The 25,826-nt window shown below is 70.4% G+C and carries 22 protein-coding genes and 1 pseudogene; 11 read left to right on the top strand and 12 right to left on the bottom strand.

Annotation, left to right across the window (positions count from 1 at the left end; all coding sequences use genetic code 11):
- Nucleotides 1-141 precede the first annotated feature (141 nt).
- A complete protein-coding gene (locus EV567_RS12060) occupies nt 142-1,140 on the bottom strand; it encodes a potassium channel family protein (RefSeq protein ID WP_130439566.1) in 999 nt (332 codons plus the stop codon).
- A 235-nt stretch (nt 1,141-1,375) separates the two neighbouring features.
- Between EV567_RS12060 and EV567_RS12055 the strand changes: the two are divergent.
- Both EV567_RS12055 and EV567_RS12050 read left to right on the top strand, forming a co-directional pair.
- Nucleotides 1,376-2,035: pseudogene (locus EV567_RS12055) on the top strand (potassium channel family protein); the annotation flags it as partial.
- Nucleotides 2,036-2,067: 32 nt separating this feature from the next.
- Complete coding sequence (locus EV567_RS12050; protein WP_130439045.1) at nt 2,068-3,051, top strand: NAD(P)H-quinone oxidoreductase; 984 nt, start codon at nt 2,068-2,070, stop codon at nt 3,049-3,051.
- A gap of 34 nt (nt 3,052-3,085) precedes the next feature.
- Here EV567_RS12050 and EV567_RS12045 read toward each other — a convergent pair whose 3' ends face one another.
- Entirely contained in the window at nt 3,086-3,586 is a 501-nt protein-coding gene (locus tag EV567_RS12045) for a hypothetical protein (RefSeq protein WP_130439043.1), read from the bottom strand.
- 175 nt (nt 3,587-3,761) lie between these two features.
- On the opposite strand from EV567_RS12045, the gene EV567_RS12040 reads away from it, so the two are divergent.
- Nucleotides 3,762-4,310: a bacterial proteasome activator family protein gene (locus EV567_RS12040; RefSeq protein ID WP_130439041.1), complete on the top strand. Its 549-nt coding sequence runs from the start codon at nt 3,762-3,764 to the stop codon at nt 4,308-4,310.
- 104 nt (nt 4,311-4,414) lie between these two features.
- On the opposite strand, the gene EV567_RS12035 is transcribed toward EV567_RS12040, so the two are convergent.
- Nucleotides 4,415-6,067: a protein kinase domain-containing protein gene (locus EV567_RS12035; RefSeq protein ID WP_130439039.1), complete on the bottom strand. Its 1,653-nt coding sequence runs from the start codon at nt 6,065-6,067 to the stop codon at nt 4,415-4,417.
- A 344-nt stretch (nt 6,068-6,411) separates the two neighbouring features.
- On the opposite strand from EV567_RS12035, the gene EV567_RS12030 reads away from it, so the two are divergent.
- From EV567_RS12030 to EV567_RS12015, 4 genes are all read left to right on the top strand, one after another.
- Nucleotides 6,412-8,013 carry a protein kinase domain-containing protein gene (locus EV567_RS12030; protein ID WP_130439037.1) on the top strand — a complete coding sequence of 534 codons (1,602 nt, stop codon included), beginning with the start codon at nt 6,412-6,414 and terminating at the stop codon, nt 8,011-8,013.
- Between the two features lie 611 nt (nt 8,014-8,624).
- The gene (pdhA, locus tag EV567_RS12025; RefSeq protein ID WP_130439035.1) at nt 8,625-9,896 is read left to right on the top strand and encodes a pyruvate dehydrogenase (acetyl-transferring) E1 component subunit alpha; all 1,272 of its coding nucleotides are present in this window, start codon (nt 8,625-8,627) and stop codon (nt 9,894-9,896) included.
- A 1-nt stretch (nt 9,897) separates the two neighbouring features.
- Nucleotides 9,898-10,875, top strand: a complete 978-nt coding sequence (locus tag EV567_RS12020; protein ID WP_130439033.1) for an alpha-ketoacid dehydrogenase subunit beta — start codon at nt 9,898-9,900, stop codon at nt 10,873-10,875.
- 10 nt (nt 10,876-10,885) lie between these two features.
- Nucleotides 10,886-12,313, top strand: coding sequence for a dihydrolipoamide acetyltransferase family protein (locus tag EV567_RS12015; protein WP_130439031.1), 1,428 nt, complete (start codon nt 10,886-10,888; stop codon nt 12,311-12,313).
- Nucleotides 12,314-12,390: 77 nt separating this feature from the next.
- Here the strand turns inward: EV567_RS12015 and EV567_RS12010 are convergent, their stop codons facing one another.
- The 3 genes from EV567_RS12010 to EV567_RS12000 all read right to left on the bottom strand — a co-directional run bounded on the left by EV567_RS12010 (nt 12,391) and on the right by EV567_RS12000 (nt 15,661).
- Nucleotides 12,391-13,497 (bottom strand): Bro-N domain-containing protein, encoded by a 1,107-nt coding sequence (locus EV567_RS12010; protein WP_130439029.1) that lies wholly within the window; start codon nt 13,495-13,497, stop codon nt 12,391-12,393.
- A 146-nt stretch (nt 13,498-13,643) separates the two neighbouring features.
- Nucleotides 13,644-15,002: a nitrate/nitrite transporter gene (locus EV567_RS12005; RefSeq protein WP_242620771.1), complete on the bottom strand. Its 1,359-nt coding sequence runs from the start codon at nt 15,000-15,002 to the stop codon at nt 13,644-13,646.
- Nucleotides 14,999-15,661, bottom strand: a complete 663-nt coding sequence (locus tag EV567_RS12000; RefSeq protein WP_130439027.1) for a GntR family transcriptional regulator — start codon at nt 15,659-15,661, stop codon at nt 14,999-15,001. The genes EV567_RS12005 and EV567_RS12000 overlap by 4 nt, the downstream gene beginning before the upstream one ends.
- 200 nt (nt 15,662-15,861) lie before the next feature.
- Here EV567_RS12000 and EV567_RS11995 point away from each other — a divergent pair, with 200 nt between their 5' ends.
- The gene (locus EV567_RS11995) at nt 15,862-16,764 is read left to right on the top strand and encodes a D-alanyl-D-alanine carboxypeptidase family protein (RefSeq protein ID WP_207228745.1); all 903 of its coding nucleotides are present in this window, start codon (nt 15,862-15,864) and stop codon (nt 16,762-16,764) included.
- Between the two features lie 111 nt (nt 16,765-16,875).
- Here the strand turns inward: EV567_RS11995 and EV567_RS11990 are convergent, their stop codons facing one another.
- Entirely contained in the window at nt 16,876-17,700 is an 825-nt protein-coding gene (locus tag EV567_RS11990) for a maleylpyruvate isomerase family mycothiol-dependent enzyme (RefSeq protein ID WP_130439025.1), read from the bottom strand.
- Between the two features lie 229 nt (nt 17,701-17,929).
- Between EV567_RS11990 and EV567_RS11985 the strand changes: the two genes are divergently transcribed.
- The gene (locus tag EV567_RS11985; protein ID WP_130439023.1) at nt 17,930-18,727 is read left to right on the top strand and encodes a carbon-nitrogen family hydrolase; all 798 of its coding nucleotides are present in this window, start codon (nt 17,930-17,932) and stop codon (nt 18,725-18,727) included.
- A 50-nt stretch (nt 18,728-18,777) separates the two neighbouring features.
- On the opposite strand, the gene EV567_RS11980 is transcribed toward EV567_RS11985, so the two are convergent.
- The 4 genes from EV567_RS11980 to EV567_RS11965 form a co-directional block, all read right to left on the bottom strand.
- Nucleotides 18,778-19,272, bottom strand: a complete 495-nt coding sequence (locus EV567_RS11980) for an LURP-one-related/scramblase family protein (protein ID WP_130439021.1) — start codon at nt 19,270-19,272, stop codon at nt 18,778-18,780.
- Nucleotides 19,273-19,366: 94 nt separating this feature from the next.
- The gene (locus EV567_RS11975; RefSeq protein ID WP_130439019.1) at nt 19,367-19,612 is read right to left on the bottom strand and encodes a DUF6458 family protein; all 246 of its coding nucleotides are present in this window, start codon (nt 19,610-19,612) and stop codon (nt 19,367-19,369) included.
- 114 nt (nt 19,613-19,726) lie between these two features.
- Nucleotides 19,727-21,019 (bottom strand): M18 family aminopeptidase, encoded by a 1,293-nt coding sequence (locus tag EV567_RS11970; RefSeq protein WP_130439017.1) that lies wholly within the window; start codon nt 21,017-21,019, stop codon nt 19,727-19,729.
- 143 nt (nt 21,020-21,162) lie between these two features.
- Nucleotides 21,163-22,989: an acyl-CoA dehydrogenase gene (locus EV567_RS11965; protein ID WP_130439015.1), complete on the bottom strand. Its 1,827-nt coding sequence runs from the start codon at nt 22,987-22,989 to the stop codon at nt 21,163-21,165.
- Nucleotides 22,990-23,185: 196 nt separating this feature from the next.
- On the opposite strand from EV567_RS11965, the gene EV567_RS11960 reads away from it, so the two are divergent.
- Nucleotides 23,186-23,659, top strand: a complete 474-nt coding sequence (locus EV567_RS11960; protein WP_130439013.1) for an SseB family protein — start codon at nt 23,186-23,188, stop codon at nt 23,657-23,659.
- 143 nt (nt 23,660-23,802) lie between these two features.
- Nucleotides 23,803-24,774, top strand: a complete 972-nt coding sequence (locus tag EV567_RS11955; protein ID WP_130439010.1) for a pirin family protein — start codon at nt 23,803-23,805, stop codon at nt 24,772-24,774.
- Nucleotides 24,775-24,864: 90 nt separating this feature from the next.
- Here the strand turns inward: EV567_RS11955 and EV567_RS11950 are convergent, their stop codons facing one another.
- Complete coding sequence (locus tag EV567_RS11950; protein ID WP_130439008.1) at nt 24,865-25,818, bottom strand: Bro-N domain-containing protein; 954 nt, start codon at nt 25,816-25,818, stop codon at nt 24,865-24,867.
- Nucleotides 25,819-25,826 lie beyond the last annotated feature (8 nt).

Below are 25,826 nucleotides of genomic sequence, written 5' to 3'. Positions count from 1 at the left end.
GCAGGGTCGTTTCACGTGAAACATGTCGGACCGGGCATCCAGCACGCTTCGAGCCCTCAGGACGTCGGGAGGGGCTGTCCCGGCCGGCGCCAGCCTTGTTTCACGTGAAACCGTGGCACCCTGCCACCGCCCAGCCGCGCCTCAGGTCTGCTCGGTGACCACCGCCCGGCTGACCGTGATCACACGGTCTCCTTGGCGCAGTTCCGTGAGCCGTGGGTCGGCGTAGTCGAGGAGTTCCTTGCCGCGCAGAACGGCCACGATCAGGTTCTTGCAGTCGCGCGGATTCTTCCCCGCTTCGTGCTGGGTGACGGAGCGTTCGATGAGGTCAAGGCCGCTGCCGAGGGTCATCAGGTCTTCCAGGGTCCTGGCCACAGCGGGACTGACCATGGAGACCCCGAGCAGTCGGCCGGCGGAGCTGGAGCTGGTGACGACGGTGTCCGCGCCGCTCTGCTTGAGCAGCGGCACGTTCTCGTCCTCGCGGGCGGCGGTGACGATCGTGGCGCGCCGGTTCAGCTGCCGGGCGGTGAGGGTGACCAGCGCGGCGGTCTCGTCCCGCTGCGGGGCCACGATCACGCGGGCCGCATGGGGGACTTCGGCCTTGAGGAGGGTCTCCTGGCGGGTGGCGTCCCCGGTCACCGACACCAGCCCGTCGTCGCCGGCGGCGTGGGCGGCCTTGCGCTGGGCGTCCACCACGACGATGCGCTCTTTGGGGATGCCCTGTCCGACGAGCGTTTCCACGGCGTGCCGGCCCTTGGTGCCGTAGCCGACGACCACGACGTGGTCACGGGTGCGGGTGCGCCAGCGATGGACGCGGACCTGCTGCCGGGTCCGCTCGGTGAGCACTTCGAGCGTGGTGCCGACCAGGATGATCAGGAACAGCACGCGCAGCGGGGTGATGACGAGGATGTTGATGAGCCGGGCCGCGTCACCGACGGGCGTGATGTCGCCGTAGCCGGTGGTGGAGAGGGTCACGGTGGCGTAGTAGGCCGCGTCGAGGAAGTCGACCTGGCCGTCGGAGTTGTCGTTGTAGCCGTCGTGGTCGGCGTAGACGATCAACGTCGTGACGAACAGGACGAGCAGGGCCAGCGCGAGGCGGCGCAGCACCTGCTGGAGCGGGGGGAGGCCACTGTGCACCGGCATGGTGATGGAGCGGCCCGCCTCCGCGTCGTCGCGGGCCTCGAGGCGTGAGCGGCGATGCCACAGCGACTTGAAGAGGGAGAGCCGGCTCGTCGTGGCCGGCTGTCGTTCGTGGTCTCGCAACGCGTGCCCCCTGTGTGGTGGTTCGATCGGTGGGCACCATGGTTCCCGGCGGACCCACGCCCGTCACCCAGCAACACCCGTTCCCGCAGGCTCGCCCAGCATTCCGGAGGTCCCCTTGCGCGACCACACTGTCGTCGTCGGCTTCGGCACGAAGGGACGGTCCGCGATCCGGACCGCCTGCGCGGCGGGGCTGCGGAAGGAGCAGGTCGTGGTGATCGACCCCGGAGCGAGGGCGATCGCGGCGGCGACGGCCGAGGGCTACGAGGGCGTGGTCGGCGACGCGACCCGCAGCGATGTGCTGCGCAAGGCCGAGGTGCACCGGGCGGGGCGGATCATCATCGCCACCGATCGGGACGACACGGCGGTCCTTGTCGTGCTGACCGCCCGCCAGCTCAACCCCCGGGCGAAGATCGTGGCCGCGGCGCGCGAGGAGGAGAACGCCCCGCTGCTGAAGCAGTCCGGCGCCGACGAGGTCATCACGAGCGCCGGTGCCGCCGGACGTCTGATGGGGCTGTCCGTGCTCAGCCCGGCGGCCGGAGTGATCATGGACGATCTGATGCGGCAGGGCAGCGGCCTCGACATCGTGGAGCGCCCGGTCACCAAGGCCGAGTCGGGGCGCAGCCCTCGGGAGACGGACGATCTGGTGGTGAGCGTCGTCCGCGGCCATCGGATCCTGGCCTACGACGATCCGGCCGTGGGTGTTCTGGAGCTGACCGACCGTCTGGTGACGATCGTGCGGGTGCCCCCGGAGCGCCCGGCGTCGCCACGCCTCTGAGATCGCGTGAGCGGAGGAGTAGCGTCCCTCTCATGTATGCGATCACGATTCCCGAACCTGGTGGTCCCGAGGCGCTGGTGTGGGACGAGGTCCCCGATCCCGTGCCCGGCGAGGGCGAGGTCCTGGTCGAGGTGGCGGCCAGCGCCGTCAACCGCGCCGACATCCTGCAGCGGCAGGGCTTCTACAACCCGCCGCCCGGCGCGTCGCCCTACCCCGGCCTCGAGTGCTCCGGCCGTGTCGCCGCCCTGGGCCCGGGCGTCTCCGGCTGGGCCGTGGGCGACGAGGTGTGCGCCCTGCTCGCGGGCGGGGGCTACGCCGAGAAGGTGGTCGTCCCGGCGGGGCAGCTGCTGCCCGTGCCCGACGGGGTCGACCTGCGGACGGCCGCCGCGCTTCCCGAGGTGACCTGCACCGTCTGGTCGAACGTCTTCATGATCGCTCATCTGCGCCCGGGCGAGACGCTGCTCGTGCACGGCGGCTCCAGCGGCATCGGCACCATGGCCGTCCAGTTGGCCAAGGCCGTCGGAGCGAAGGCAGCCGTCACGGCGGGCACCCCGGAGAAGCTGGAGCGGTGCGCCGAACTGGGCGCGGACATCCTGATCAACTACCGAGAGCAGGACTTCGTCGAAGAGATCGAGAAGGCCACGGGCGGTGCGGGCGCCGACGTCATCCTCGACAACATGGGCGCGAAGTACCTGGAGCGCAATGTCCGCGCCCTCGCCGTCAACGGCCGCCTCGCGATCATCGGCATGCAGGGCGGCGCCAAGGGCGAGCTGAACATCGGCGCGCTGCTCACCAAGCGCGCCGCGATCAGCGCGACCTCGCTGCGGGCCCGTCCGCTGGAGGAGAAGGCGGCGATCGTCGCGGCCGTCCGCGAGAACGTGTGGCCGCTGCTGGCCGCAGGGGGCGTCCGCCCCGTGGTGGACCGCGCGCTCCCGATGAGCGAAGCGGCGGCCGCCCACCGGATCGTCGAGGAGAGCGGCCACGTCGGCAAGGTGCTGCTCACCGCCTCCCGCTAGGCAGAAGCCCCGCGGAGCGGGTGGCCCCCGTGTCTCAGCTGCGTCGCAGGCGCAGGCCGAAGAAGGCGAGACCGCAGCCGAGCCCGATGAGGAGCAGTCCGCTGCCGAGCGGCAGGATGCGCAGCATGCGCCCGACGGGCTGCTCCTGGGCACCGGCGGCCTGCGGCGAGGCCGACGGCACGAACCCCGCCTCTCGGGGCGGCTGCACAGCGCCGTCAGGCTCCTCGGTCCGGTCGCCCTCGCCGTCACCCTCCTCGTCCTGCGCGCCGTCCGGGTCGGCGTACCCGTCCTCGTCCCCCGGGCCGGTCCCCAGGCTCCGACCGGGCCGCACGCGGCCTTCCCCGGCCCGGCTGCCGGCCCGGTCGGGCGCGCTGGGAGACGCCGAGGGCGAGCCGGTCGCCGTCACGGAGACGTACGACGAGCCGCTGCCGTGCGAGGATCCCGTCGCGTGCGCCGCGCAGCCGCCGTACAGCGACCCGCCGGCCGCGAGCAGCGCGGCCCCCGCTGTGCACAACCCCCGTCGCCATGGAGTCACGACCGTGACCCCCTCCCGGTGTTCAAGCCGCCAGAAAAGTAGCCACAACACTCACATATCCACACACAAGACGCATGGCGGACTGCTCCGAACGGAGACGGAACGAAAACGGTGGATCAGCCGTCTCCGGGGGCACCACGGTGATGAGGTGTGCCGGTGCGAGAGAATGGACCGCATGGAGATGCCGAGGAACGATAGGTCGTCGGAGAACGCCCAGAGGATCCTGGTCGTGGGTCAGGACGGGATGGCGCTCGGCGGCGCCGACACGGACGACGACTCCCGTGAGATCCCGGTGACGGAGCAGGTCGAGCAGCCGGCGAAGGTCATGCGGATCGGCAGCATGATCAAGCAGCTTCTCGAGGAGGTGCGCGTGGCGCCTCTGGACGAGGCCAGCCGCGCCCGGCTGAAGGAGATCCACGCGAGCTCGGTGAAGGAGCTGGAGGACGGCCTGGCGCCGGAACTCGTGGAGGAACTGGAGCGGCTCTCCCTGCCGTTCAACGAGGACGCCACCCCGAGCGACGCGGAACTGCGGATCGCACAGGCTCAGTTGGTGGGCTGGCTGGAGGGCCTCTTCCACGGCATCCAGACCACGCTGTTCGCCCAGCAGATGGCCGCGCGGGCGCAGTTGGAGCAGATGCGCCGCGCGCTGCCGCCGGGCCTGAGCGGCAACGAGGGCGGCGACGACCCGCGCACGGGCGGCCGCTCGGGCGGTCCGTACCTGTAGGACCGTATCGGTATCCGCAGAACAGGCAGCAGGACACACACGGACACAGCAGGGCCCGGCGCACCGGCGCCGGGCCCTCGTCGTGTCGACACGCGCGGTCCGCGTCAGGCGGGCGGGTTCCCCGAGGAGACGCTCAGCTCGATCTCGGGCATGTTCTTCGGGTCGACGTCCGTGCCCGCGGAGGGGAACTGGTCCATGACCGCGCCCTCGCCGTAGGTGTTCTCGTCGACCGTCTTGATCTTGATCTTCCAGCCGGCGGCCTGGAAGCACTCCTTGACCGACTTGACGTACTTGAACTGGAAGTCCGGCACCCTGATCTTGTCGGGGTCGTTGTAGGACTCCTGCGGTTCGGAGCACTCGGACGGGTCGATCGTCTTGGAGGTGTCGGGACCGCGGTGGTCGGCCGCCTTCGTCGGTGAGGCCGTGACGCTGGAGCCGCCCGTACCCTCTTTGCCGGTCGGGCGGTCGTCGCTGTCGCCGTTCGTCGCCAGGCTGCCGATCAGGGAGCCCGCGACCACCAGGGCGACGATCGTCGAGCCGATGACCACGCCCTTGCCGCCCTTGCGGCCGCCGCCCGCTCCCACGGCCGTCGGGTGCTGCGGGGCGATGTTGTACGCGGGCGGGGTGTGCGGCCCCTGCTGGTGGGCGCCGTAGGGCGGGGCGGGCGTCTGGTAGCCGCCCTGCTGCGGGTAGCCGTAGGACGGCGGGGGCGTCGAGGGCGTGCCGTACGGGTTGGGCGTCGGGGTCGGCTGGTACGGCGTCTGGACGTTCCCCACGGGCGGCGGCAGGGTCTGGCCGACCGGAGGGAACACCGCGGAGCCGACGCCCGAGCCGCTCTGGGCGGGCGTGCCCGCGACGATGCTGGGCGGGGCGGCCTGGAAGGAGGCCGCGACGCGCAGGCACTCGTCGCGCATGGCGACGGCGGTGGGGAAGCGGTCGTTGGGGTTCTTCTTCAGCGCGCGGGCGACGAGCGCGTCGACGGCGGGCGGCAGCGCCCGGTTGATGGAGGAGGGGGCCACCGGCTCCTCCTGCACATGCGCGTAGGCGATCGCCAGCGGTGAGTCCGCGTCGAACGGAAGCCGCCCGGTGACCAGTTGGAAGAGCATGATGCCGACGGAGTACAGGTCGGAGCGGGCGTCCACGCCACGGCCGAGGGCCTGCTCGGGCGAGAGGTACTGCGGGGTGCCGACGACCATGCCGGTCTGCGTCATGGAGGTGACGCCGGACTGCATGGCGCGCGCGATGCCGAAGTCCATCACCTTGACGACGCCGCGCTTGGTCATCATCACGTTGCCGGGCTTGATGTCGCGGTGGACCAGCCCCATCTCGTGGCTGATCTCCAGGGCGGCCAGCACGTCCGCGGTGACCTTCAGCGCCTTGTCGGCGGGCATCGCGCCCTGCCGCCGCACGTCCTCGTCGAGCACGGAGCCGAGCGGGCGGCCCTCGACGTACTCCATGACGATGTAAGGCGTGGTCAGGCCGTCGAGGTCGTCCTCGCCGGTGTCGAAGACGGAGACGATGTTGGTGTGCGTGAGCTTGGCCACTGCCTGGGCCTCGCGGCGGAAGCGCTCACGGAAGGCCTGTTCGCGACCGAGTTCGGTGTGGAGTGTCTTGATCGCGACCTGGCGGTCGAGCACGGAGTCGTAGGCGAGGTGCACAGAGGCCATACCGCCCTCGCCGAGCAAGTCGCGCAGCTGATAGCGGCCGCCGGCGAGCGCCCGCCCCGCATACCGGCCCTGTGCGCCGTCCTGGCTCATCTTCTGCGTCCCCCGTAAGGCCCCCGGGCGCCCTGCTCGCCGTGGCTCACTGTTGATCGAAAGTGCTATTCCCGGCCAAGTCTGCCCGAGGGCACTGACACGTCAAGCTCGGTGCCCGTTCCGTGACCGTACGCGAAAGAAGCGTCGCGCAAGCGTTACAGCGGGCGTACGCCCGGTACACACAATTTGCACGTGGGTACGGAAAGCAGGTTTGATGACCGGTCCGTCTCCGGTCGACGGCGGGGCTCATCCCGGACCGGCGGCTTGCGCTGAGGCTGTAGCGTGGCCGACGGAGACCGTAACAACACCGCGCGCACCGCGGGCAGAAACGACGGCGAGGACTGATGGCACAGCAGCAGCGCGCCCAGGGCCCGTCCGACCCCGAGGCGACTGGCGGCGGTATGTCAGATGCGCCGGAGTTGTGGGGCAACGGCGGACTTGTCGGGGACGGCCGGTACCGGCTGACCGGCAGACTCGGCCGGGGCGGCATGGCGGAAGTGTTCGCAGCCGAGGACGTGCGCCTCGGGCGCACCGTCGCCGTGAAGCTGCTGCGCGCCGACCTCGCCGAGGACCCGGTGTCCAAGGCGCGCTTCACGCGCGAGGCCCAGTCGGTGGCCGGATTGAACCACCACGCGATCGTCGCCGTGTACGACTCCGGCGAGGATGTGGTGGGCGGCCAGAGCGTGCCGTACATCGTGATGGAGCTGGTCGAGGGCCGGACCATCCGCGACCTGCTGCTCAACGCCGAAGCCCCGGGCCCCGAGCAGGCCCTGATCATCGTCTCCGGCGTCCTGGAGGCGCTGGCGTACTCGCACCAGCACGGCATCGTGCACCGCGACATCAAGCCGGCCAACGTCATCATCACGCACAACGGCGCGGTGAAGGTGATGGACTTCGGCATCGCCCGCGCCCTGCACGGCGCGTCCACGACGATGACGCAGACCGGCATGGTCATGGGCACGCCGCAGTACCTCTCCCCGGAGCAGGCGCTCGGCAAGGCCGTCGACCACCGCTCCGACCTGTACGCCACCGGCTGCCTGCTGTACGAACTGCTCGCGCTGCGCCCGCCGTTCACCGGCGAGACGCCGCTCTCGGTGGTCTACCAGCATGTGCAGGACATCCCGGTGCCGCCGTCGCGGAGTTCGGACGGCGCCTGCCCGCCGGAGCTCGACGGCCTCGTCATGCGGTCCCTCGCCAAGGAGCCCGACGACCGTTTCCAGACCGCGGAGGAGATGCGCGGCACGGTCCAGTACGCCCTGCAGATGCTGTACGACCAGGGCGGCCACACCGGCACCTGGAACACCGGCCCGGTCGACGCCGCGGCCGGCGCGGGCGCCGCGGCGGCCTTCGCGAGCACCACGGTGATGGCGCCCGGCGGCGGGGGCCCCAGCACCTCGCAGATCCCCCAGCCGATCCTGCCCCAGGGGTACGGCAACGGCGACGAAGGCGGCTTCGAGGGACACGGCAACAGGGGCAGCGGCCGCGGCAAGCTGTGGATCCTCGCCGTCCTCGCGGTGATCGCGATCGCCGGCGGCGTGGCCCTGGCGCTGAACAACACCGGCACCAAGGGCGGCGGCGACAAGCCCCCGCAGTCGCCGCCCGCCTCGCAGTCAGCCCCTCAGCAGTCGCCCAGCGCGTCGCAGAGCGAGGAACAGAGCGAGGCGCCGAGCACCGATCCCACGGAGAACGACAACGGTTCTGACGGAGGGTCCTACTGGACGCCGTCGCGGCAGCCGTCGTTCACGCCGTCCGAGCCCGAGACCAGTGACCCGTCGCCGGAGCCGTCGAAGACGGTGACGAGCGACCCGGCGAGCCCGGAGCCGTCGAACCCGCCGACCACCGACCCCGGCACCGCCGACGGCGGGACCGGCGACGCCAGCGGCGGTGCGGACGGCGGGGCCACCGAAGGCGCGGTGGGCGCCACCACCCTCGGCGCCGGCGGCTGACCGGGCCCGGCTCGCCACCTCACTCCTCGTCCCTCACGCGCGTGTGAGGCCCTGAACCGCCAGGGCCTCACACGCGCGTGGCGGTTCCGGCCCCGAAGGGTTCTGAGCTGCGCCTTGTCGCAGAGCGTCACCGAGTGTCCCGAGCGGTCCCCGGCGGTCGGGTTCACGATCACAGGGGCCGCCGACCCGCGCGCAGGGGGGCGCGCGTCTGCTCCGTGCGCCCGCGCGCGTCGCCGCGTCCGTGCGCGCGCCCGGCCGAAAAGCTGAATTCCTCCTTGTCGCGTCCCGGGCGGGACTCGCACGCGAACTCTTCCCGCAGCCAGGGTGCGCGGGATAACGTGCCGTTGCTCCGGCCTCCTGCGAGGCTGTGACCAGGGTCCTTCCCGACTTTGCCGATTTTACTTGGATATCCAAGCAAAAACGCAGGTCAGGTGGGGTTTCACAGAAATGTGTCGCACTGGGTAACGTGAGGCTTGCAGGGCGCTCGCCGGGGCAACCTGTCACGCCTGTTCCGGCCGAGTGGCACCCACCCCGTGCCCGGGTGCCGGAATGCAGGTGAGCCGCACTGGCCACCCGGCAACCCCGGGGGCCGGACCGACGGAGGAGCACACGTGACCGTGGAGAGCACTGCCGCGCGCAAGCCGCGACGCAGCGCCGGAAGCAAGGCCGGCGCCACCGGCACCGAGGCGGCGGGCGCCCCCCGCGCCGCGGCGGCCAAGGCCACCGGCACCAAGCGCACCACCCGTACCACCCGCACCACCGCCGACCGGGGCGCCGAGCCGGAGCTCGTGCAGTTGCTGACGCCGGAGGGCAAGCGCGTCAAGAACGCCGAGTACGACCAGTACGTCGCCGGCATCACCCCCGAGCGCCTCCGCGGTCTCTACCGCGACATGGTCCTCACCCGCCGCTTCGACGCCGAGGCCACCTCCCTGCAGCGCCAGGGCGAGCTGGGCCTGTGGGCCTCGCTGCTCGGCCAGGAGGCCGCCCAGATCGGCTCCGGCCGGGCCCTGCGCGACGACGACTACGTCTTCCCGACCTACCGCGAGCACGGCGTCGCCTGGTGCCGCGGCGTCGACCCGACCAACCTGCTCGGCATGTTCCGCGGTGTGAACAACGGCGGCTGGGACCCCAACGGCAACAACTTCCACCTCTACACGATCGTCATCGGCTCCCAGACGCTGCACGCGACGGGCTACGCGATGGGCGTGGCCAAGGACGGCGCGGACAGCGCGGTCATCGCCTACTTCGGCGACGGCGCCTCCAGCCAGGGAGACGTCGCCGAATCGTTCACCTTCTCCGCGGTCTACAACGCCCCCGTCGTGTTCTTCTGCCAGAACAACCAGTGGGCGATCTCCGAGCCGACCGAGAAGCAGACCCGCGTCCCGCTCTACCAGCGCGCCCAGGGCTTCGGCTTCCCGGGCGTCCGCGTCGACGGCAACGACGTCCTGGCCTGCCTCGCGGTCACCGAGTGGGCCCTGGAGCGGGCCCGCCGCGGCGAGGGCCCCACGCTCATCGAGGCGTACACGTACCGCATGGGCGCCCACACCACCTCCGACGACCCCACCCGCTACCGCCACGACGACGAGCGGGCCGCCTGGGAGGCGAAGGACCCGATCCTGCGTCTGCGCCGGCACCTCGAGGCCTCGAACCACACGGACGAGGGATTCTTCGCGGAACTCGAGGCCGAGAGCGAGGCGTTGGGCAGGCGAGTGCGCGAAGCGGTCCGCGCCATGCCGGACCCGGACCACTTCGCCATCTTCGAGAACGTCTACGCGGACGGGCACGCGCTCGTCGACGAGGAGAGGGCCCAGTTCGCCGCCTACCAGGCGTCGTTCGCGACTGAGTCCGACAACGGCTTCGCCGCGGGCGAGGGGGGAAACTGACATGGCGGAGAAGATGGCCCTGGCCAAGGCGATCAACGAGTCGCTGCGCAAGGCCCTCGAAGCGGACCCCAAGGTCCTGGTGATGGGAGAGGACGTCGGCAAGCTCGGCGGCGTCTTCCGGGTGACGGACGGACTGCAGAAGGACTTCGGGGAGTCCCGTGTCATCGACACCCCCCTCGCCGAGTCCGGCATCGTCGGCACCGCCATCGGCCTGGCCCTGCGCGGCTACCGCCCGGTGGTGGAGATCCAGTTCGACGGCTTCGTCTTCCCGGCCTACGACCAGATCGTCACCCAGCTGGCCAAGATGCACGCCCGCTCCCTGGGCAAGGTCAAGCTGCCGGTCGTCGTCCGCATCCCCTACGGCGGCGGCATCGGCGCGGTCGAGCACCACTCCGAGTCCCCCGAAGCGCTCTTCGCGCATGTCTCGGGACTGAAGATCGTCTCCCCGTCGAACGCCGGCGACGCCTACTGGATGATGCAGCAGGCCATCCAGAGCGACGACCCGGTGATCTTCTTCGAGCCCAAGCGGCGCTACTGGGACAAGGGCGAGGTCGACCCCGAGGCCATCCCCGGCCCGCTGCACAAAGCGCGCGTGGTGCGCGAGGGCTCCGACCTGACGCTGGTCGCCTACGGGCCGATGGTCAAGCTCTGCCAGGAGGTCGCCGACGCGGCCGCCGAGGAGGGCAGGAGCCTGGAGGTCCTGGACCTGCGCTCGGTCTCCCCGCTGGACTTCGACGCCGTCCAGGCCTCCGTGGAGAAGACCCGTCGTCTGGTCGTCGTCCACGAGGCGCCGGTGTTCTTCGGCTCGGGCGCGGAGATCGCCGCCCGGATCACCGAACGCTGCTTCTACCACCTGGAGGCCCCGGTGCTCCGGGTCGGCGGCTACCACGCCCCGTACCCGCCGGCGCGCCTGGAGGAGGAGTACCTGCCGGGTCTGGACCGGGTGCTCGACGCCGTCGACCGTGCCCTGGCGTACTGAGGAGAGGGTCGTGACGACGATGACGGAAGCGTCCGTACGCGAGTTCAAGATGCCCGACGTGGGCGAGGGACTCACCGAGGCCGAGATCCTCAAGTGGTACGTCCAGCCCGGGGACACGGTGACGGACGGTCAGGTGGTGTGCGAGGTCGAGACGGCCAAGGCCGCCGTCGAACTGCCCATCCCCTACGACGGCGTGGTCCGCGAGCTGCACTTCCCCGAGGGCACCACGGTCGACGTGGGCATGTCGATCATCGCGGTGGACGTGTCCGGCGGCGCCGCGCCCGCGCAGGCCCCGGCGCCGACCGAGGCCCCTGCCCGGGCCGAGGCTCCGGCCCAGGTCCCGGAGAAGCCGGCCGAGGCCAAGCCGGAAGGCGGCTCCGGCCGTCAGCCGGTGCTCGTCGGATACGGCGTGGCCGCGTCCTCCACCAAGCGCCGCCCGCGCAAGTCCCCGGCAGCCGCCGCCGTGCAGGCGGAGCTGAACGGCCACGGCAGCACGCCCGCGGCCGTGAAGGAACGCCCGCTGGCGAAGCCGCCGGTGCGCAAGCTGGCCAAGGACCTCGGAGTGGACCTCACGACGGTGGTCCCGTCCGGCCCGGACGGCATCATCACCCGCGAGGACGTCCACGCGGCGGCGGCCCCCGCCCAGGCGGCCCCTCCGCAGCCGGCGCCCGTCCCCGAGCAGGTCACCGCGGCGCCGCCCGCCCCCCAGGCCGTGGCAGCGGCGTCGTACGACACCACGCGTGAGACCCGCGTCCCGGTCAAGGGCGTCCGCAAGGCCACCGCGCAGGCCATGGTGGGCTCGGCGTTCACCGCGCCGCACGTCACGGAGTTCGTGACGGTCGACGTGACGCGCACGATGAAGCTCGTCGAGGAGCTCAAGCAGGACAAGGACATGCAGGGCCTGCGGGTCAACCCGCTCCTGCTGATCGCCAAGGCCCTGCTGGTCGCCATCAAGCGCAACCCGGAGGTCAACGCGTCCTGGGACGAGACGGCGCAGGAGATCGTGGTCAAGCACTACGTCAACCTGGGCATCGCCGCGGCCACCCCGCGCGGGCTGATCGTCCCGAACGTCAAGGACGCGCACGCCAAGACGCTCCCGCAACTGGCCGAGTCCCTGGGCGAACTGGTCGCGACGGCGAGGGAGGGCAAGACGTCCCCCGCCGCCATGCAGGGCGGCACGGTGACCATCACCAACGTCGGCGTCTTCGGCGTCGACACCGGCACGCCGATCCTCAACCCCGGCGAGTCCGCGATCCTCGCGGTCGGCGCGATCAAGCTCCAGCCGTGGGTGCACAAGGGCAAGGTGAAGCCCCGCCAGGTCACCACGCTCGCGCTGAGTTTCGACCACCGTCTGGTGGACGGCGAGCTGGGCTCCAAGGTGCTCGCCGACGTGGCGGCCGTCCTGGAGCAGCCGAAGAGGCTGATCACCTGGGCCTGACGGCTTGAGAGCGGTAGGTTGAGACACGAAGGGACGGCCGCAACTTCTGATTGCGGCCGCCCCTTCTCTCATTCCGTTCAGGGACGCTTGAGCACGTACACCGGCTCCCCGTCCGTGCTGCCGCCCATGGGGTGGATGCAGGCGTGCTTGCGCAGCAGACGCAGGCATTCGTTGACCCGCTGGACCGGCAGCCCGGTGCGGGCCGCGATCGACGCGAGCGGCTGACGCAGCTCACCGTGCTCCACCAGAACCGGCGCGATCACCACCGCGACCGCCCACACGTCCGAGGTCACGGACAGCCGCTGCCGCCAGTCGGCCAGTACGGCCTCGGTGGTCGGGTGCGCGGAAAGCGCGGCGATCGGCGCCGGACGGTCCAGCGACAGCACGTCGAGCCGGTTGGCGATGCGTTCCATGGCCTGCGCGATGACCTGCTGCGCGACGAGCCCGGCTCGCTGCAGATCCAGCATCTCCCGTTGGACGGCGAGAGTTTCCCGCTGGACGACGAGGGTCTCCCGGTGCATGCCGAGGGTCTCCCGCTGCACTTCCAGGGTTTCCCGCTGGACGGCGAGGGTCTCCCGCTGCATGTCCAGCGCTTCGCGCTGCGTGGCGAGCAACTCCTTCTGCACCGCGAGCGATTCGCGCTGCGTCGCCGCCAGGTCCTCGTCCATCTGGAGGTTGTGCGCCTCCAGCCGGACGATGGCCTCCGCGACCTGCTCCGGCATCGCGTACGCGATCGGCGCGCCCGGGCCGAGAGGCTGCACCTCGGCCTCCTGCAGCGTGTAGGAACCCTCTCGCTGCACGGTCTCGATCACCTCGGCGACCCACTGCTTGAAGGGGGCGCAGGCGGGCTTGGTGCAGGCGTTGACGAGCAGCACGAGACCTTGCAGAGACAACACATTCAGGTCTCGGCGCCACTCTCTACCTGCGGGAATGCTGAGACCGTAACCTCCAGTTAGGGTCTCGAGAATCTCTCGCTGGCCTTCCGGGACATGGTCGGCGAGAGCCTTCTGCGTGTTGGTGTGCCCCAGTCGCTTGCAGACGTCCACCGCCGGGAACCAGTGCGTCCCGTCGGGCATGGTCAGCCTCCGGACGCGCGCTCCGGTGGCCGCGTAGACGAAGTCGCTGACATCGATCGCGTCGTGCTGCGCCCGGGGCCCGGGCTGGTGCTTGCTGGGTTCGATCATGTGAACCACCTCCGACGCGGACCGTAGGGTGGAGCAAATCGAATATGCCAGCACAAGTCGGGATGTTCACGATTGCGAGGGAAGTTCGCCGGTTCCGCTGCGCGAGACGGTGAGCGTCTGCAGCCGGCGCGGTCCCGCAACTTCGTCTACACGGGGACGTGCACCGAGGACACCCGGCTCGCGACCAGGCGTTCCCGTTCCCGGCGGGCCGCGCGTGAGCGCAGTCGCAGGATCTGGCTGACGCCCAGCGCCTGGAGGACGAAGACGGAGGAGAAGGCCACGGTGTAGTCGTCGCCGGTCGCGTCCAGCAGCACGCCGACCGCGAACAGCGTCGTCATGGAGGCCACGAAGCCGCCCATGTTGGTGATGCCGGACGCCGTGCCCTGCCGCTCGGGCGGGTTGGCCGGCCGGGCGAAGTCGAAGCCGATCATTGACGCGGGTCCGCACGCCCCCAGCACCGCGCACAGCGCGACCAGCAGCCACATCGGGGCGTGCGCGCCGGGCCATGCCAGCGTCACGGCCCACAGCAGCGAGGTCGTCCCGACGGTGCCGAGCGCCAGCGGCAGCCGGGCCCCGTGGTGCCGGGCGACGACCTGTCCGTACACGAGCCCGACGGCCATGTTGGACAGCACGACGAGGGTGAGCAGTTCACCGGCCGCGGCCCGGCTGAGCCCCTGTGCCTCGACCAGGAACGGCAGCCCCCACAGCAGCAGGAACACCATCGCCGGGAACTGGGTGGTGAAGTGGACCCACAGTCCCAGCCGCGTGCCGGGCTCCCGCCAGGACGCGGCGATCTGCCGTCGCACGTACGCGGCCCCCTGGTGCGGGAAGGGCTCGGGCTCGTGCCCCTCGGGGTGGTCCTTCAGGAACAGCACCAGCAGCACGAGGACGACGACCCCGGCGAGCGCGCTGCCTGCGAACGCGGCCGTCCAGCCGACGTCGTGCAGCAGCCGTGCGAGCACCAGCGTGGAGACGAGGTTGCCGGCCATGCCCGCCAGTCCCGCGAACTGGGCGACCAGCGGTCCGCGCCGGGCCGGGAACCAGCGGGTGCCCAGCCGCAGCACGCTGATGAACGTCATCGCGTCGCCGCAGCCGAGCAGCGCCCGCGAGGCGAGCGCCATGCCGTACGAGGGTGAGAACGCGAACCCGAGCTGTCCCGCCGTGAACAGCACGACGCCGATGCCGAGCACCTTCTTGGTGCCGAGCCGGTCCACGAGCAGCCCGACCGGTATCTGCATCCCCGCGTACACCAGCAGCTGGAGGATGGAGAAGGTGGACAGGGCGGAGGCGTTCACGCCGAAGCGGTCGGCGGCGTCCAGGCCCGCGACCCCCAGCGAGGTGCGGAAGATGACGGCGACGAAGTAGACGCAGACGCCGATCCCCCACACGGCGACGGCGCGACGGCCGCCCGGCGGGTCACCTGGGAGGGTGAAGTCGCTCCCCCGACCGCACGGCTTCCCCGGCCCGTCGGAGTGCTCGCGGTCCCCGGGCTCTTCGGCCCTCATCGCAGCTCCCCACGGGCCAGGTGCGAGAACCAGCCCACGTGCCGGTGCACGAGCCGGACGGCGTCCTCGGCGTCGCCGGCGCGCAACGCCCGCAGGATCTCCTCGTGCTCGACGAGGGTCTTGGCGACCCGGTCGGGGTGGGAGTGCAGGACGGCGACGCCCATCCGAAGCTGCCGGTCGCGGAGTTGGTCGTAGAGGCGGGAGAGGATCTCGTTGCCGCCGCTGCGGACTATCTCGGCGTGGAAGCAGCGGTCGGTGACCGCGGCGCCGGCCAGATCACCGGCGGCGGCCTGCGCCTTCTGCAGTTCGAGCAACTCCTCGAGGCGGGCGAGGAGTCCGGCGGGGGCGGGGACGGCCTTGCGGGCCGCGTGCTCCTCGACCAGCATCCGGGTCTCGACGACGTCCGCGATCTCCTGGGCGGACACCGGGAGCACCAGGGCTCCCTTTTTTGGGTAAAGCTTGATCAGACCCTCCGCCTCCAGCCGCAGCAGCGCCTCACGCACAGGTGTGCGCGAAACGCCGACGGCGTCGGCGAGTTCTCCCTCGGTGAGAAGGGTGCCTCCCTCGTAGCGGCGGTCCAGCACACCCTGTTTGACGTGGGCGTAGACGCGCTCCGCGGCGGGCGGCTGCCTGACGGGGACGGGTGGGGCGGACGGCATGCGGACAGGATAGATACAACGCGTACGCATGGGCAGGAGCAGTCCATCATGCGGACCCGGGGGGCGTGACGGGGAAATCGGTTGCAGCGAAGGCGCAACCATCTGTGCTACTTACGTGTCACACACATGCGGCCCCTTTTCTTTCTCCCCTTCAACCCGGCCGCACCGCAGGGGCATTCGACGTAATCGGGGTATTTCAGTTGATAACCGCCACCAAGGGCATCAGGACCCGCCGAGCCGGAGCCGTCGCCGTCACGACCGGCGCGATGCTCGCCTCCGGTGCCCTCTTCGCGGCGCCCGCGCAAGCCGTTGCGACGCCCACGATCGCCGCCAAGACCGGCTACGTGATGAACAACGCCAACGGCGCCGACCTGTACAACAAGGGTATGAACACCCGGATGTCCACGGGGTCGACGACGAAGATCATGACCGCGAAGGTCGTGCTCGCGCAGTCGAACCTCAACCTGGACGCCAAGGTCACCATCCAGATGGCCTACAGCGACTACATCGTGTCGAAGGGCGCCTCGTCCGCCCGGCTGATCGTCGGCGACAAGGTCACCGTCCGTCAGCTGCTGTACGGGCTGATGCTGCCGTCCGGTTGTGACGCCGCGTACGCGCTCGCCGACAAGTTCGGCACCGGCACGACCCGCGCCGCCCGCGTGAAGTCGTTCATCGGCAAGATGAACGCCCAGGCCAAGGCGCTCGGCATGACGAACACGAAGTTCGACTCGTTCGACGGCATCGGCAACGGCGCCAACTACTCGACGGCCAAGGACCTGACGAAGCTCGCGAGCAACGCGCTCAAGAGCCCGACGTTCCGCACGATCGTCGGCACCAAGTCGTACACGGCGAAGACCACCACCAAGACGGGCTCCACGCGCACCATGGCGCCCTGGGTCAACACCAACACGCTGCTGAGCAGCTACAGCGGCGCCATCGGCGTGAAGACGGGCTCCGGCCCGGAGGCGAAGTACTGCCTCGTCTTCGCCGCGACCCGCAAGGGCAAGACGGTCGTGGGCACCGTGCTGGCCTCCACGAACGCGACCGTGCGCGCCCAGGACGCGACGAAGCTGCTCAACTACGGCTTCGCGCGCCTCGGCTGACGCTCCGGCGTCCATGCACGCAGCGGGCCCGTCGTGAATCTTCACGGCGGGCCCGTCCCGTTGTGCGACAGCGACCGGTGGGGTCCGGTCCTGTTCATCGGTGGCAGGGTGTCACTTCGTCACGGCGAAGTTCCGCAGGATCGCGTCCGTCAGCTCCGGTTCGCCCTCCGCCTTCACCCGGTCGGCGACCGCCTGCGGGGTCACCCGGCCGCAGGCCAGGCGGACGTACGTCTCCCAGTCGAGGGAGAAGGCGGCGGCCGGTCCGAGCGCGGGGACCGTCTCCAGGGTGCCGCGGCCCTGGATGTCGACGCGGATCGTGCGCAGGAACTCCACCGGACCGTGCACGTCGAAGACGACCGCGGAACTGCGCGGCGCGTCGGCCCGGTCGGCGACGACGGCAGGCAGCTCGCCCAGCAGCACGTCCCGCGCGACGTGCGCGCCGGGGGAGTCCAGGTTGCCGGGACGGCCGAGCGCGGCGCGCAGGTCCTGCTCGTGCACCCACACGTTGAACGCGTGGTCGCGCATGGACCGCTCCAGGGTCAGCTCGGTGCCGAGGGGGCCGCGCACGGTGGCGTCGGGGGCACGCGACTCGTTGCGCAGCTGGCGGTTGCGGCGGATGATCGTGTACTCCAGCTCGGACGTCATCTCCGGCGCGGTGTGGTGCCGGCGGACGTCGACCTGGACCTCGAAGTAGCGCTGGAGGTCGGTGGCCACGTGGAAGAGGTCGCGGGGCAGGGAGTGGATCGGCCGCGGGTCGCCGTACATCTCGCAGTCCAGGCCGATGACGTGCGAGACGATGTCGCGCACCGACCAGCCCGGGCACGGCGTCCGGCGGTTCCAGTCCGCCTCCGCCAGGGGCTGCACCAGCTCGGATATCGCTTCGATGGAGTGGGTCCAGGCGTCGGCGTAGGGCTGGAGGGTGGGAGGCAGACTCACGGAACGGGACCCCTCGGCGGTCGGTACACGGGCGGGCTGGTGGTGGCGGCGTTGCCAGCGGGAGGTGGCGGTCGGCTGCTGTCGGCGTCGTCTGGGGGCTCCTCGGTTCTCGGCTGGGCTCGAACCGGGGGAGACCCCCAAGTTACGCTGCTGGGAGTCACCCCGGCAGTGCTTTCGTGTGACGATCGTAGGCCCGTGTGGACGACTCGAATGCCAGGACGGTGGTAGTGTGCGCGCCTCTCTGATCCAGATCGCCGTGGAAGAGGGCGAATCGGTGCAAGCCCGGCGGGTTCGGGCCGCCGCCCTCGTACGGGAGCAGGCCGGCGCGGACCTGGTGGTGCTGCCGGAACTGTGGACGACCGGCGCGTTCGCCTACGACGCGTTCGCCGCCGAGGCCGAGCCGCTTCACGGGCCGACGTTCGAGACGATGGCCAAGGCCGCGAGCGACGCGGGCGTGTGGCTGCACGCGGGCTCGGTCCCCGAGCGGGACACCGCCGACGGCGCCCTCTACAACACCTCTCTCGTCTTCTCCCCCTCCGGCGACCTGGCCGCCTCCTACCGCAAGATCCACCGCTTCGGCTTCGACAAGGGCGAGGCGGTGCTGATGGGCGCGGGCCAAGACCTGGTGACGGTCCGTCTGCCGCGGACGACCCTGGGCCTCGCCACCTGCTACGACCTCCGCTTCCCCGAACTCTTCCGCGGTCTCGTCGACGCGGGCGCCGAGACCCTGGTGGTGTCGGCGGGCTGGCCGGAGCGCCGCCGGTCGCACTGGACGCTGCTGGCCCGGGCGCGGGCGGTCGAGAACCAGACGTTCGTGCTCGCGTGTGGAACGGCCGGGACGCACGCACAAGTTCCGCAGGCGGGTCACTCGATCGTGGTGGACCCGTGGGGCGAGGTGCTGGCCGAGGCCGGTCAGGGCGAGGAGGTCCTCACGGTCGACTTCGACCCGGCGAAGACCGCGACGACGCGCGAGCAGTTCCCGGCCCTGAAGGACAGGGTGCTCGGCCTGGAGCGCCCGCGCCGCTGAGCACGGTGTCGCAGCGCCGCCCGCCGGGATCGTCCGGCGGGCGCAGCGGCTCAGTCCTCCCGCTCCTTCTCCGCCAGGTGGATCACGCACACCGCGACCGCGATGAGCAGTGCCGGGTCCGCGTCCTCCCGGACGACGTCCACGCCGTACGTGTCGCGCACGTGGAGCCGGCGCCGGGAGATGACGGCGAGGAGTTCCCCGTCGTACTCGACGGCGAACTCCCGGTCGAGGATCTTCCCGCTGACGTCCAGTTCGGTGCTTCCGTCCGCCAGGGACACGCGGTAGTGGTTGCGCAGCAGCGACAGCCGTTTGCGTCGGATGGTGGCGAGCGGTTCGCCGTCCCGTTCGATCACCATGGTGTCGCGCAGCGCGAACATCTTCTGGCGGATGTCGATCAGCACCCGCCCCTGGGTGTCCTTCAGCTCGAAGGTGTCCCGCACCCGGAGCGCCTTGCCGTCGACGAGGTAGACCTGGTTGCCGCGGTCGTCCTCGATCCAGTAGTCGTCACCGAAGCCGAGGATCCGGTCGCGTACGAGGAATCTCATGACGGTACGGCTTCCCCGGCGGCCGCCGGGGGACGCAGCCACTAGCCCGACGGGCCGAGCGTCCGACCCCGGCCGGGCGGCGTCGCCGCGGTGGTCACACGCCGTATCCGTCGCTGTATCCGTCGCGGCGCCGGTCCGTCTCGACCACGGTGGTCGAGGCCGGGGGCACCATCACGCGGCGGCGCCGGGCGATGCTGCTGAAGGTCGTCACGCCGATCAGGCCGACGATCATCAAGATGATGCCGACCAGGTCGAGATTGACCCCTTGCATGTCCCAGTCGGTCGCGAACGTGAGGATGGCTCCCACGGCGATGAGGATGATGCACCCGCCGAGGCCCATGAGTGTCGCCTCCCTGTCCGGTGTACCGGTCGTTCCGGTCCCTGACTCCGGATACCCCGGGAGGCAACTTGCATGCGGGGGCTCACCCTTGGTCCCGGGCGGGCCGAGGGGCGATCAGCCCTCCAGGAACGCCGTCAGCGCGTTGGCCAGCAGGTACGGGTCGTCGGCGCCGCTCAACTCCCGTGCGCTGTGCATGGACAGGATGGCCACGCCGATGTCGACGGTGCGGATGCCGTGCCGGGCGGCGGTGATCGGGCCGATCGTGGTGCCGCACGGCATGGAGTTGTTGGAGACGAACGACTGGAACGGCACACCGGCCTTCTCGCAGGCGGCGGCGAACACGGCCCGGCCCCAACCGTCCGTGGCGTAGCGGTTGTTGACGTTGACCTTGAGGATCGGGCCGCCGTTCACGCGCGGGTGGTGCGTCGGGTCGTGCCGCTCCGCGTAGTTGGGGTGGACCGCGTGCCCGGTGTCGGAGGAGAGGCAGACGGTGCCGGCGAAGGCCCGCGCCCGGTCCTCGTACGACCCGCCGCGCGCGAACACCGAGCGCTCCAGCACGCCCCCGAGCAGCGGGCCGTCCGCGCCGGTGTCGGACTGGGAGCCGTTCTCCTCGTGGTCGAAGGCGGCGAGCACCGGGATGAACGGCAGGCCGGCGCCGCCGGTCGCGACGGCGGCCAGGGCGGCCGTTCCGGCGTGCACGGACAGCAGGTTGTCCATGCGGGGCCCGGCGACGAGCTCCTCGTCGCGGCCGAGGTAGGCGGGCGGTTCCACGGAGTGGGTCATCAGGTCCCAGCCGGTGACCTCGCCCTCGGGCAGCCCCGACTCCTCCTCCAGGAAGGAGATCAGGTCGCCCTCGCGGACGTCGCCGAGGCCCCAGACCGGCTGGAGGTGGCGCTGCTTGTCGAGCTTGAGGCCGTCGTTGACGGCACGGTCCAGATGGATGGCGAGCTGGGGCACCCGCAGCAGCGGCCGGCTCACGTCGACGAGCCGGGTGGAGCCGTCGCGCAGGGTCAGCCGGCCGGACAGGCCCAGGTCGCGGTCGAGCCAGGAGTTGAGCAGCGGCCCGCCGTAGATCTCCACGGCCACCTGGCGCCAGCCGTGCGCGCCGGCGTCGGGCAGCGGCTTGACGCGCAGGTTGGGGGAGTCGGTGTGCGCGCCGATGATCCGGAACGGGGTGTGCGGGGCGGCGCCCTCGGGGACGTACCAGGCCACGATAGCGCCCCCGCGCAGCACGTACTTGCCGCCGCTGCCCCCCTCCCAGGCGTCCGTCTCGGCGACCTGCCGGAAACCGGCCTTCTCCAGCCGTTCCGCGGCGTTCGCCACGGCGTGGTACGGCGACGGGCTGGCCGTCAGGAAGGACATCAGGTCGTCGGTGTGGCCGCGGTCGAAGCGGGAGGGTGCGCTCATGGGGTTCACCTTAACGACGGACGAGGGCCCGCTCCCGGCGATGGGAGCAGGCCCTCGTGAGGACGGTGTGTGAGTCGGCGCAAGCGTGCCGAACCGGACGCGGCGAGCCCCGCCCGCCGCGTCCTCACAGGTTCCGGCAGGTCCTAGAAGGCCGCCTCGTCCAGCTCCATCAGGTCGAGCTCGACGCCGGCGGCGACCTTGCGGGCCAGGGTCACGCCCGGCAGGACGTTCGCCGCGAAGAACTTCGCCGCCGCGATCTTGCCGGTGTAGAAGGCCACGTCCTTGGTGGAGGCCGTCTCCAGCTTCTCGGCGGCGACGGCCGCGCCCTTGAGGAGCAGGTAGCCGACGACGACGTCGCCGGACGCCATCAGCAGGCGGGTGGTGTTGAGGCCGACCTTGTAGATGTTCTTGACGTCCTGCTCGGTGGCCGCGAGGTCGGTGAGCATCAGGCCGACGATGGCCTCCAGCTCGACGGCCGCCTTCGCCAGGTGCTCGCGGGCCGCGGAGAGGTCCTCGCCGCCGGTGCCGAGCGCCAGGAACTTCTTGATGTCCTCGGCGAGGGAGTTCAGCGCCGCGCCCTGGTTGCGGACGATCTTCCGGAAGAAGAAGTCCTGGCCCTGGATCGCCGTCGTGCCCTCGTACAGGGTGTCGATCTTGGCGTCCCGGATGTACTGCTCGATCGGGTACTCCTGCAGGAAGCCGGAGCCGCCGAAGGTCTGCAGCGACTGGGCGAGCTGCTCGTAACCCTTCTCGGAGCCGTAGCCCTTGACGATCGGCAGGAGCAGGTCGTTCAGCGCCTCCAGCGCGGAGAAGTCCTCGCCGGCGGCCTCCTTGACCTGGATCTCGTCCTGGATGGACGCCGTGTAGAGCACCAGCGCGCGCATTCCCTCCGCGTACGCCTTCTGCGTCATCAGCGAGCGGCGCACGTCGGGGTGGTGGGTGATGGTGACCTTGGGCGCGGTCTTGTCCATGAAGTTCGCCAGGTCGGGACCCTGGACGCGCTCCTTGGCGTACTCCAGCGCGTTCAGGTAGCCCGTCGACAGCGTGGAGATCGCCTTCGTGCCGACCATCATGCGGGCGAACTCGATGATGCGGAACATCTGGCGGATGCCGTCGTGCTTGTCGCCGATCAGCCAGCCCTTGGCGGGGTGGCGGTCGCCGAAGGTCATCTCGCAGGTGTTGGACGCCTTCAGACCCATCTTGTGCTCGACGTTCGTCGCGTAGACGCCGTTGCGCTCGCCCAGCTCGCCGGTCTCGAAGTCGAAGAGGTACTTCGGCACGAGGAAGAGGGACAGGCCCTTGGTGCCGGGGCCGTGGCCCTCGGGGCGGGCGAGGACGTAGTGGAGGATGTTCTCCTCCATGTCGTGCTCACCGGAGGTGATGAAGCGCTTCACGCCCTCGATGTGCCAGGAGCCGTCCTCCTGCTGGACCGCCTTGGTGCGGCCGGCGCCGACGTCGGATCCGGCGTCGGGCTCGGTGAGGACCATCGTGGAGCCCCACTGCTTCTCCACGGCGACCTTGGCGATGTGCTTCTGGACCTCGTTGCCCTCCTCGAAGAGGATGCCGGCGAACGCGGGGCCCGAGGAGTACATCCAGACGGCCGGGTTGGCGCCCAGGATCAGCTCGGCGAAGGCCCAGATCAGGGAGCGGGGGGAGGTGGTGCCGCCGATCTCCTCGGGCAGGCCCAGGCGCCAGTACTCCGAGTCCATGAACGCCTTGTAGCTCTTCTTGAAGGACGCCGGGACGGGCGCGGTGTTCGTCTCCGGGTCGAAGACCGGCGGGTTGCGGTCGGCGTCGGCGAAGGACTCGGCCAGCTCGTTCTCGGAGAGGCGGGTCAGCTCCTCCAGGATGCTCTTGGCGGTCTCGGTGTCCATCTCCCCGAACGGACCGGTGCCGTACAGCTTGTCGCGTCCGAGTACTTCGAAGAGGTTGAACTCGATGTCGCGGAGATTCGACTTGTAGTGCCCCATGGCGACGGCTCCCGTGATCCGTTGAAGAGATCGGCGAGGCACTGTGGTTCCTCGCGCTAGTTCGCTTACCAACAAGTAGCTACCGATGATGCTACCCGTCGGTAATAAGTCGCAACCCCGTCGGGGAAGGTGTGACGCGTCAGACCGGAACGCCGTCCCGGCCCGCCCTGCGGCGGCGCTCGGTACGCTTGCGCTCATGTATGGATACGGCCAGCCCATGGACGGGGGCGGCGCGCAGCAGCAGTACGCCCCGCCGCAGCAGCCCATGGCCGGCGGCTACGGGCAGCAGCCGCCCCTGTACCCCGAGCCGTCCCCGCCCTCGCTCGCGGACGCGGTACGCGCCTTCACCACCGGTCAGATGGTCGCCGAGGACTTCCAGCAGGTCTTCGCGACCTCGAAGGTCTACTGCCCGCGCGGCGACAACCCGGGCTTCCTCGCCCTGCACAACACCCAGCAGCCGGTGATCCCGATGTTCACCACGCTGAAGGAGCTGCGCCGTTACGCGGGCAAGGAGTCCAAGTACTTCGTGATCTCCGGTTCCGAGGTGCTCGACCTGCTGCCCACCGGCTACGGCTTCGTCCTCGACATGGAGGGTGAGCACCGGATGGTCTTCGACGCGAAGGCGGTCGAGCAGATGGTGGACTTCGCGATGCGCCGGATGTACGGGTAGTCGATCTCCTCGTCCTGTGACGTTTCTCGTCTTGTGACGGTGGGAGCCCGGAGGGAATGTCCTCCGGGCTCTCGTCGTTCTGGGTGGCAGAAAGTTCAACGCTCAACTAAAGTGGTCCGCACGTCGCCCAAGGAGGTACCGACATGCCCGCCGTGACCGTCGAGAACCCGCTGACGCTGCCCCGCGTGGCCGCCCCGGCGGACGCCGTCGCCCGTCCCGTGCTCGCCGTCACCACCGCGCCCAGCGGATACGAGGGCGAGGGCTTCCCGGTGCGCCGGGCCTTCGCGGGGATCAACTACCGTCACCTCGACCCGTTCATCATGATGGATCAGATGGGCGAGGTTGAGTATCAGCCTGGGGAGCCGAAAGGGACCCCGTGGCACCCGCACCGCGGCTTTGAGACGGTCACCTACATCATCGACGGGGTTTTCGACCACCAGGACTCCAACGGCGGCGGCGGCACCATCACCAACGGCGACACCCAGTGGATGACGGCCGGGGCCGGCCTGCTCCACATCGAGGCGCCGCCGGAGTCGCTGGTCATGTCCGGCGGTCTGTTCCACGGTCTCCAGCTCTGGGTGAACCTGCCGGCCAAGGACAAGATGATGGCGCCGCGTTACCAGGACATCCGCGGCGGCAGCGTCCAGTTGCTCACCTCGCCCGACGGCGGTGCGCTCCTGCGGGTCATCGCGGGCGAGCTGGACGGCCACGCGGGCCCCGGGATCACGCACACGCCGATCTCCATGGTCCACGCGACGCTTGCGCCGGGCGCGGAGATCACCCTGCCGTGGCGGGAGGACTTCAACGGCCTCGCGTACGTCCTGGCCGGCAAGGGTTCGGTGGGCGCGGAGCGCCGGCCCGTCCACCTGGGCCAGACCGCCGTCTTCGGCGCCGGCTCCTCGCTGACCGTCCGCGCGGACGAACGGCAGGACTCCCACACGCCGGACCTGGAGGTCGTCCTCCTCGGCGGCCGGCCGATCCGCGAGCCGATGGCCCACTACGGCCCGTTCGTCATGAACACCCGTGACGAACTCCAGCAGGCGTTCGAGGATTTCCAGAAGGGACGGCTCGGAACGATCCCGGCGGTGCACGGAATGACGGAGAAGGGCCTGTAGGCCTGCGGGAACCGGTACGGTACGAAACGGGCCCGAAGCCGCAAAGTGTTCTTGCGGCTTCGGGCCCGCTCGCTGCCCCCGGGGGGCCGGTTACGGCAGGACGTACACCGGTGCCCCGTCTTCGCATCCGGCCTGCCGCACGCACCCGCGCTTCAGCAGCATCCGCAGGCAGTCGTGGACACGGTCCTGCGACAGCCCCGTCCGGTTGACGATGTCCTCCACCCGGTAGCGGGCCTCACCGCGGACGAGGGCCGGCGCCAGGTAGGCGGCCACGGCGTGGACGTCGTCCGTGACGACGAGGTTCTTGGCCCTCCAGGCGGCGAGCAGTTCCTGCGCCGTCACCTTCGGCTCCGCGGCCGACCGGGGACCGTCGGCGGGATTCCTGAGGGCGTCGGCGATGTCACGCAGGCTGTGGCTGATCTCCTGGAGGAAACCGTTGTTCGCCCTCAGGAGACCGTTCTGCTCCTCCAGAAGGCCCTGTCGCTGGGCCTGGAACGCCAGCATCATCTCGTCCGCCCGGATGTTCCGCTCCTCCAGCCGGACGATGGCGTCGGCGACCTGGACCGGCATGACGTAGGCGGTGCCGCCGGTGGCGGCGGGTTGCACGGCAGCAGGCTCCAGGGTGTAGGAACCGTCGCGCTGGATCGTCGCGACGACCTCCGAGACCCAGGTCTTGAAGGGGCCGCACTCCGGCTTCGTGCAACCGTTGACGAGAGCGACGAGACCTTTCAGGTTCACCATCTTCATCGACTTCTGCAGCTTGTGAGCTGCAAGTTTGCGTGAGGTGTCTACTCCATAGACGCCTTGTGCAATCTCATCCAGCCGCCTGGTGCAATCCGCTGCAACGTGCCAACCGAGCGCTTGCCGTGTGTTTGCGTACCCGAGATCCGTGGCGACGTCAGCCGCCACGAACCAGTGCTCCCCCTCCGGCGTGGTCAGCCTCCGTACCCGCGCTCCCGTGGCCGCGAACACGAAGTCGTTGATGTCGATCGCGTCCTGTCGTGCCGTCGGCTCGTCCGACGGCGTGTCGTTGTGCTCGTACATCGAGCATC

It is taken from the genome of Streptomyces sp. BK239 (assembly GCF_004217285.1).
Lineage (GTDB): Bacteria > Actinomycetota > Actinomycetes > Streptomycetales > Streptomycetaceae > Streptomyces.
This window is presented reverse-complemented; position numbering and strand designations above follow the sequence as displayed.

What these genes read in the sequence shown, in the direction of transcription:
- EV567_RS12060 (WP_130439566.1), bottom strand. Translation starts at nt 1,140, where the DNA reads ATGCCGGTGCACAGTGGCCTCCCCCCGCTCCAGCAGGTGCTGCGCCGC.
- EV567_RS12050 (WP_130439045.1), top strand. Translation starts at nt 2,068, where the DNA reads ATGTATGCGATCACGATTCCCGAACCTGGTGGTCCCGAGGCGCTGGTG.
- EV567_RS12040 (WP_130439041.1), top strand. Translation starts at nt 3,762, where the DNA reads ATGGAGATGCCGAGGAACGATAGGTCGTCGGAGAACGCCCAGAGGATC.
- EV567_RS12035 (WP_130439039.1), bottom strand. Translation starts at nt 6,067, where the DNA reads ATGAGCCAGGACGGCGCACAGGGCCGGTATGCGGGGCGGGCGCTCGCC.
- EV567_RS12030 (WP_130439037.1), top strand. Translation starts at nt 6,412, where the DNA reads ATGGCACAGCAGCAGCGCGCCCAGGGCCCGTCCGACCCCGAGGCGACT.
- EV567_RS12020 (WP_130439033.1), top strand. Translation starts at nt 9,898, where the DNA reads ATGGCGGAGAAGATGGCCCTGGCCAAGGCGATCAACGAGTCGCTGCGC.
- EV567_RS12010 (WP_130439029.1), bottom strand. Translation starts at nt 13,497, where the DNA reads ATGATCGAACCCAGCAAGCACCAGCCCGGGCCCCGGGCGCAGCACGAC.
- EV567_RS12005 (WP_242620771.1), bottom strand. Translation starts at nt 15,002, where the DNA reads ATGAGGGCCGAAGAGCCCGGGGACCGCGAGCACTCCGACGGGCCGGGG.
- EV567_RS12000 (WP_130439027.1), bottom strand. Translation starts at nt 15,661, where the DNA reads ATGCCGTCCGCCCCACCCGTCCCCGTCAGGCAGCCGCCCGCCGCGGAG.
- EV567_RS11980 (WP_130439021.1), bottom strand. Translation starts at nt 19,272, where the DNA reads ATGAGATTCCTCGTACGCGACCGGATCCTCGGCTTCGGTGACGACTAC.
- EV567_RS11975 (WP_130439019.1), bottom strand. Translation starts at nt 19,612, where the DNA reads ATGGGCCTCGGCGGGTGCATCATCCTCATCGCCGTGGGAGCCATCCTC.
- EV567_RS11970 (WP_130439017.1), bottom strand. Translation starts at nt 21,019, where the DNA reads ATGAGCGCACCCTCCCGCTTCGACCGCGGCCACACCGACGACCTGATG.
- EV567_RS11965 (WP_130439015.1), bottom strand. Translation starts at nt 22,989, where the DNA reads ATGGGGCACTACAAGTCGAATCTCCGCGACATCGAGTTCAACCTCTTC.
- EV567_RS11960 (WP_130439013.1), top strand. Translation starts at nt 23,186, where the DNA reads ATGTATGGATACGGCCAGCCCATGGACGGGGGCGGCGCGCAGCAGCAG.
- EV567_RS11955 (WP_130439010.1), top strand. Translation starts at nt 23,803, where the DNA reads ATGCCCGCCGTGACCGTCGAGAACCCGCTGACGCTGCCCCGCGTGGCC.
- EV567_RS11950 (WP_130439008.1), bottom strand. Translation starts at nt 25,818, where the DNA reads ATGTACGAGCACAACGACACGCCGTCGGACGAGCCGACGGCACGACAG.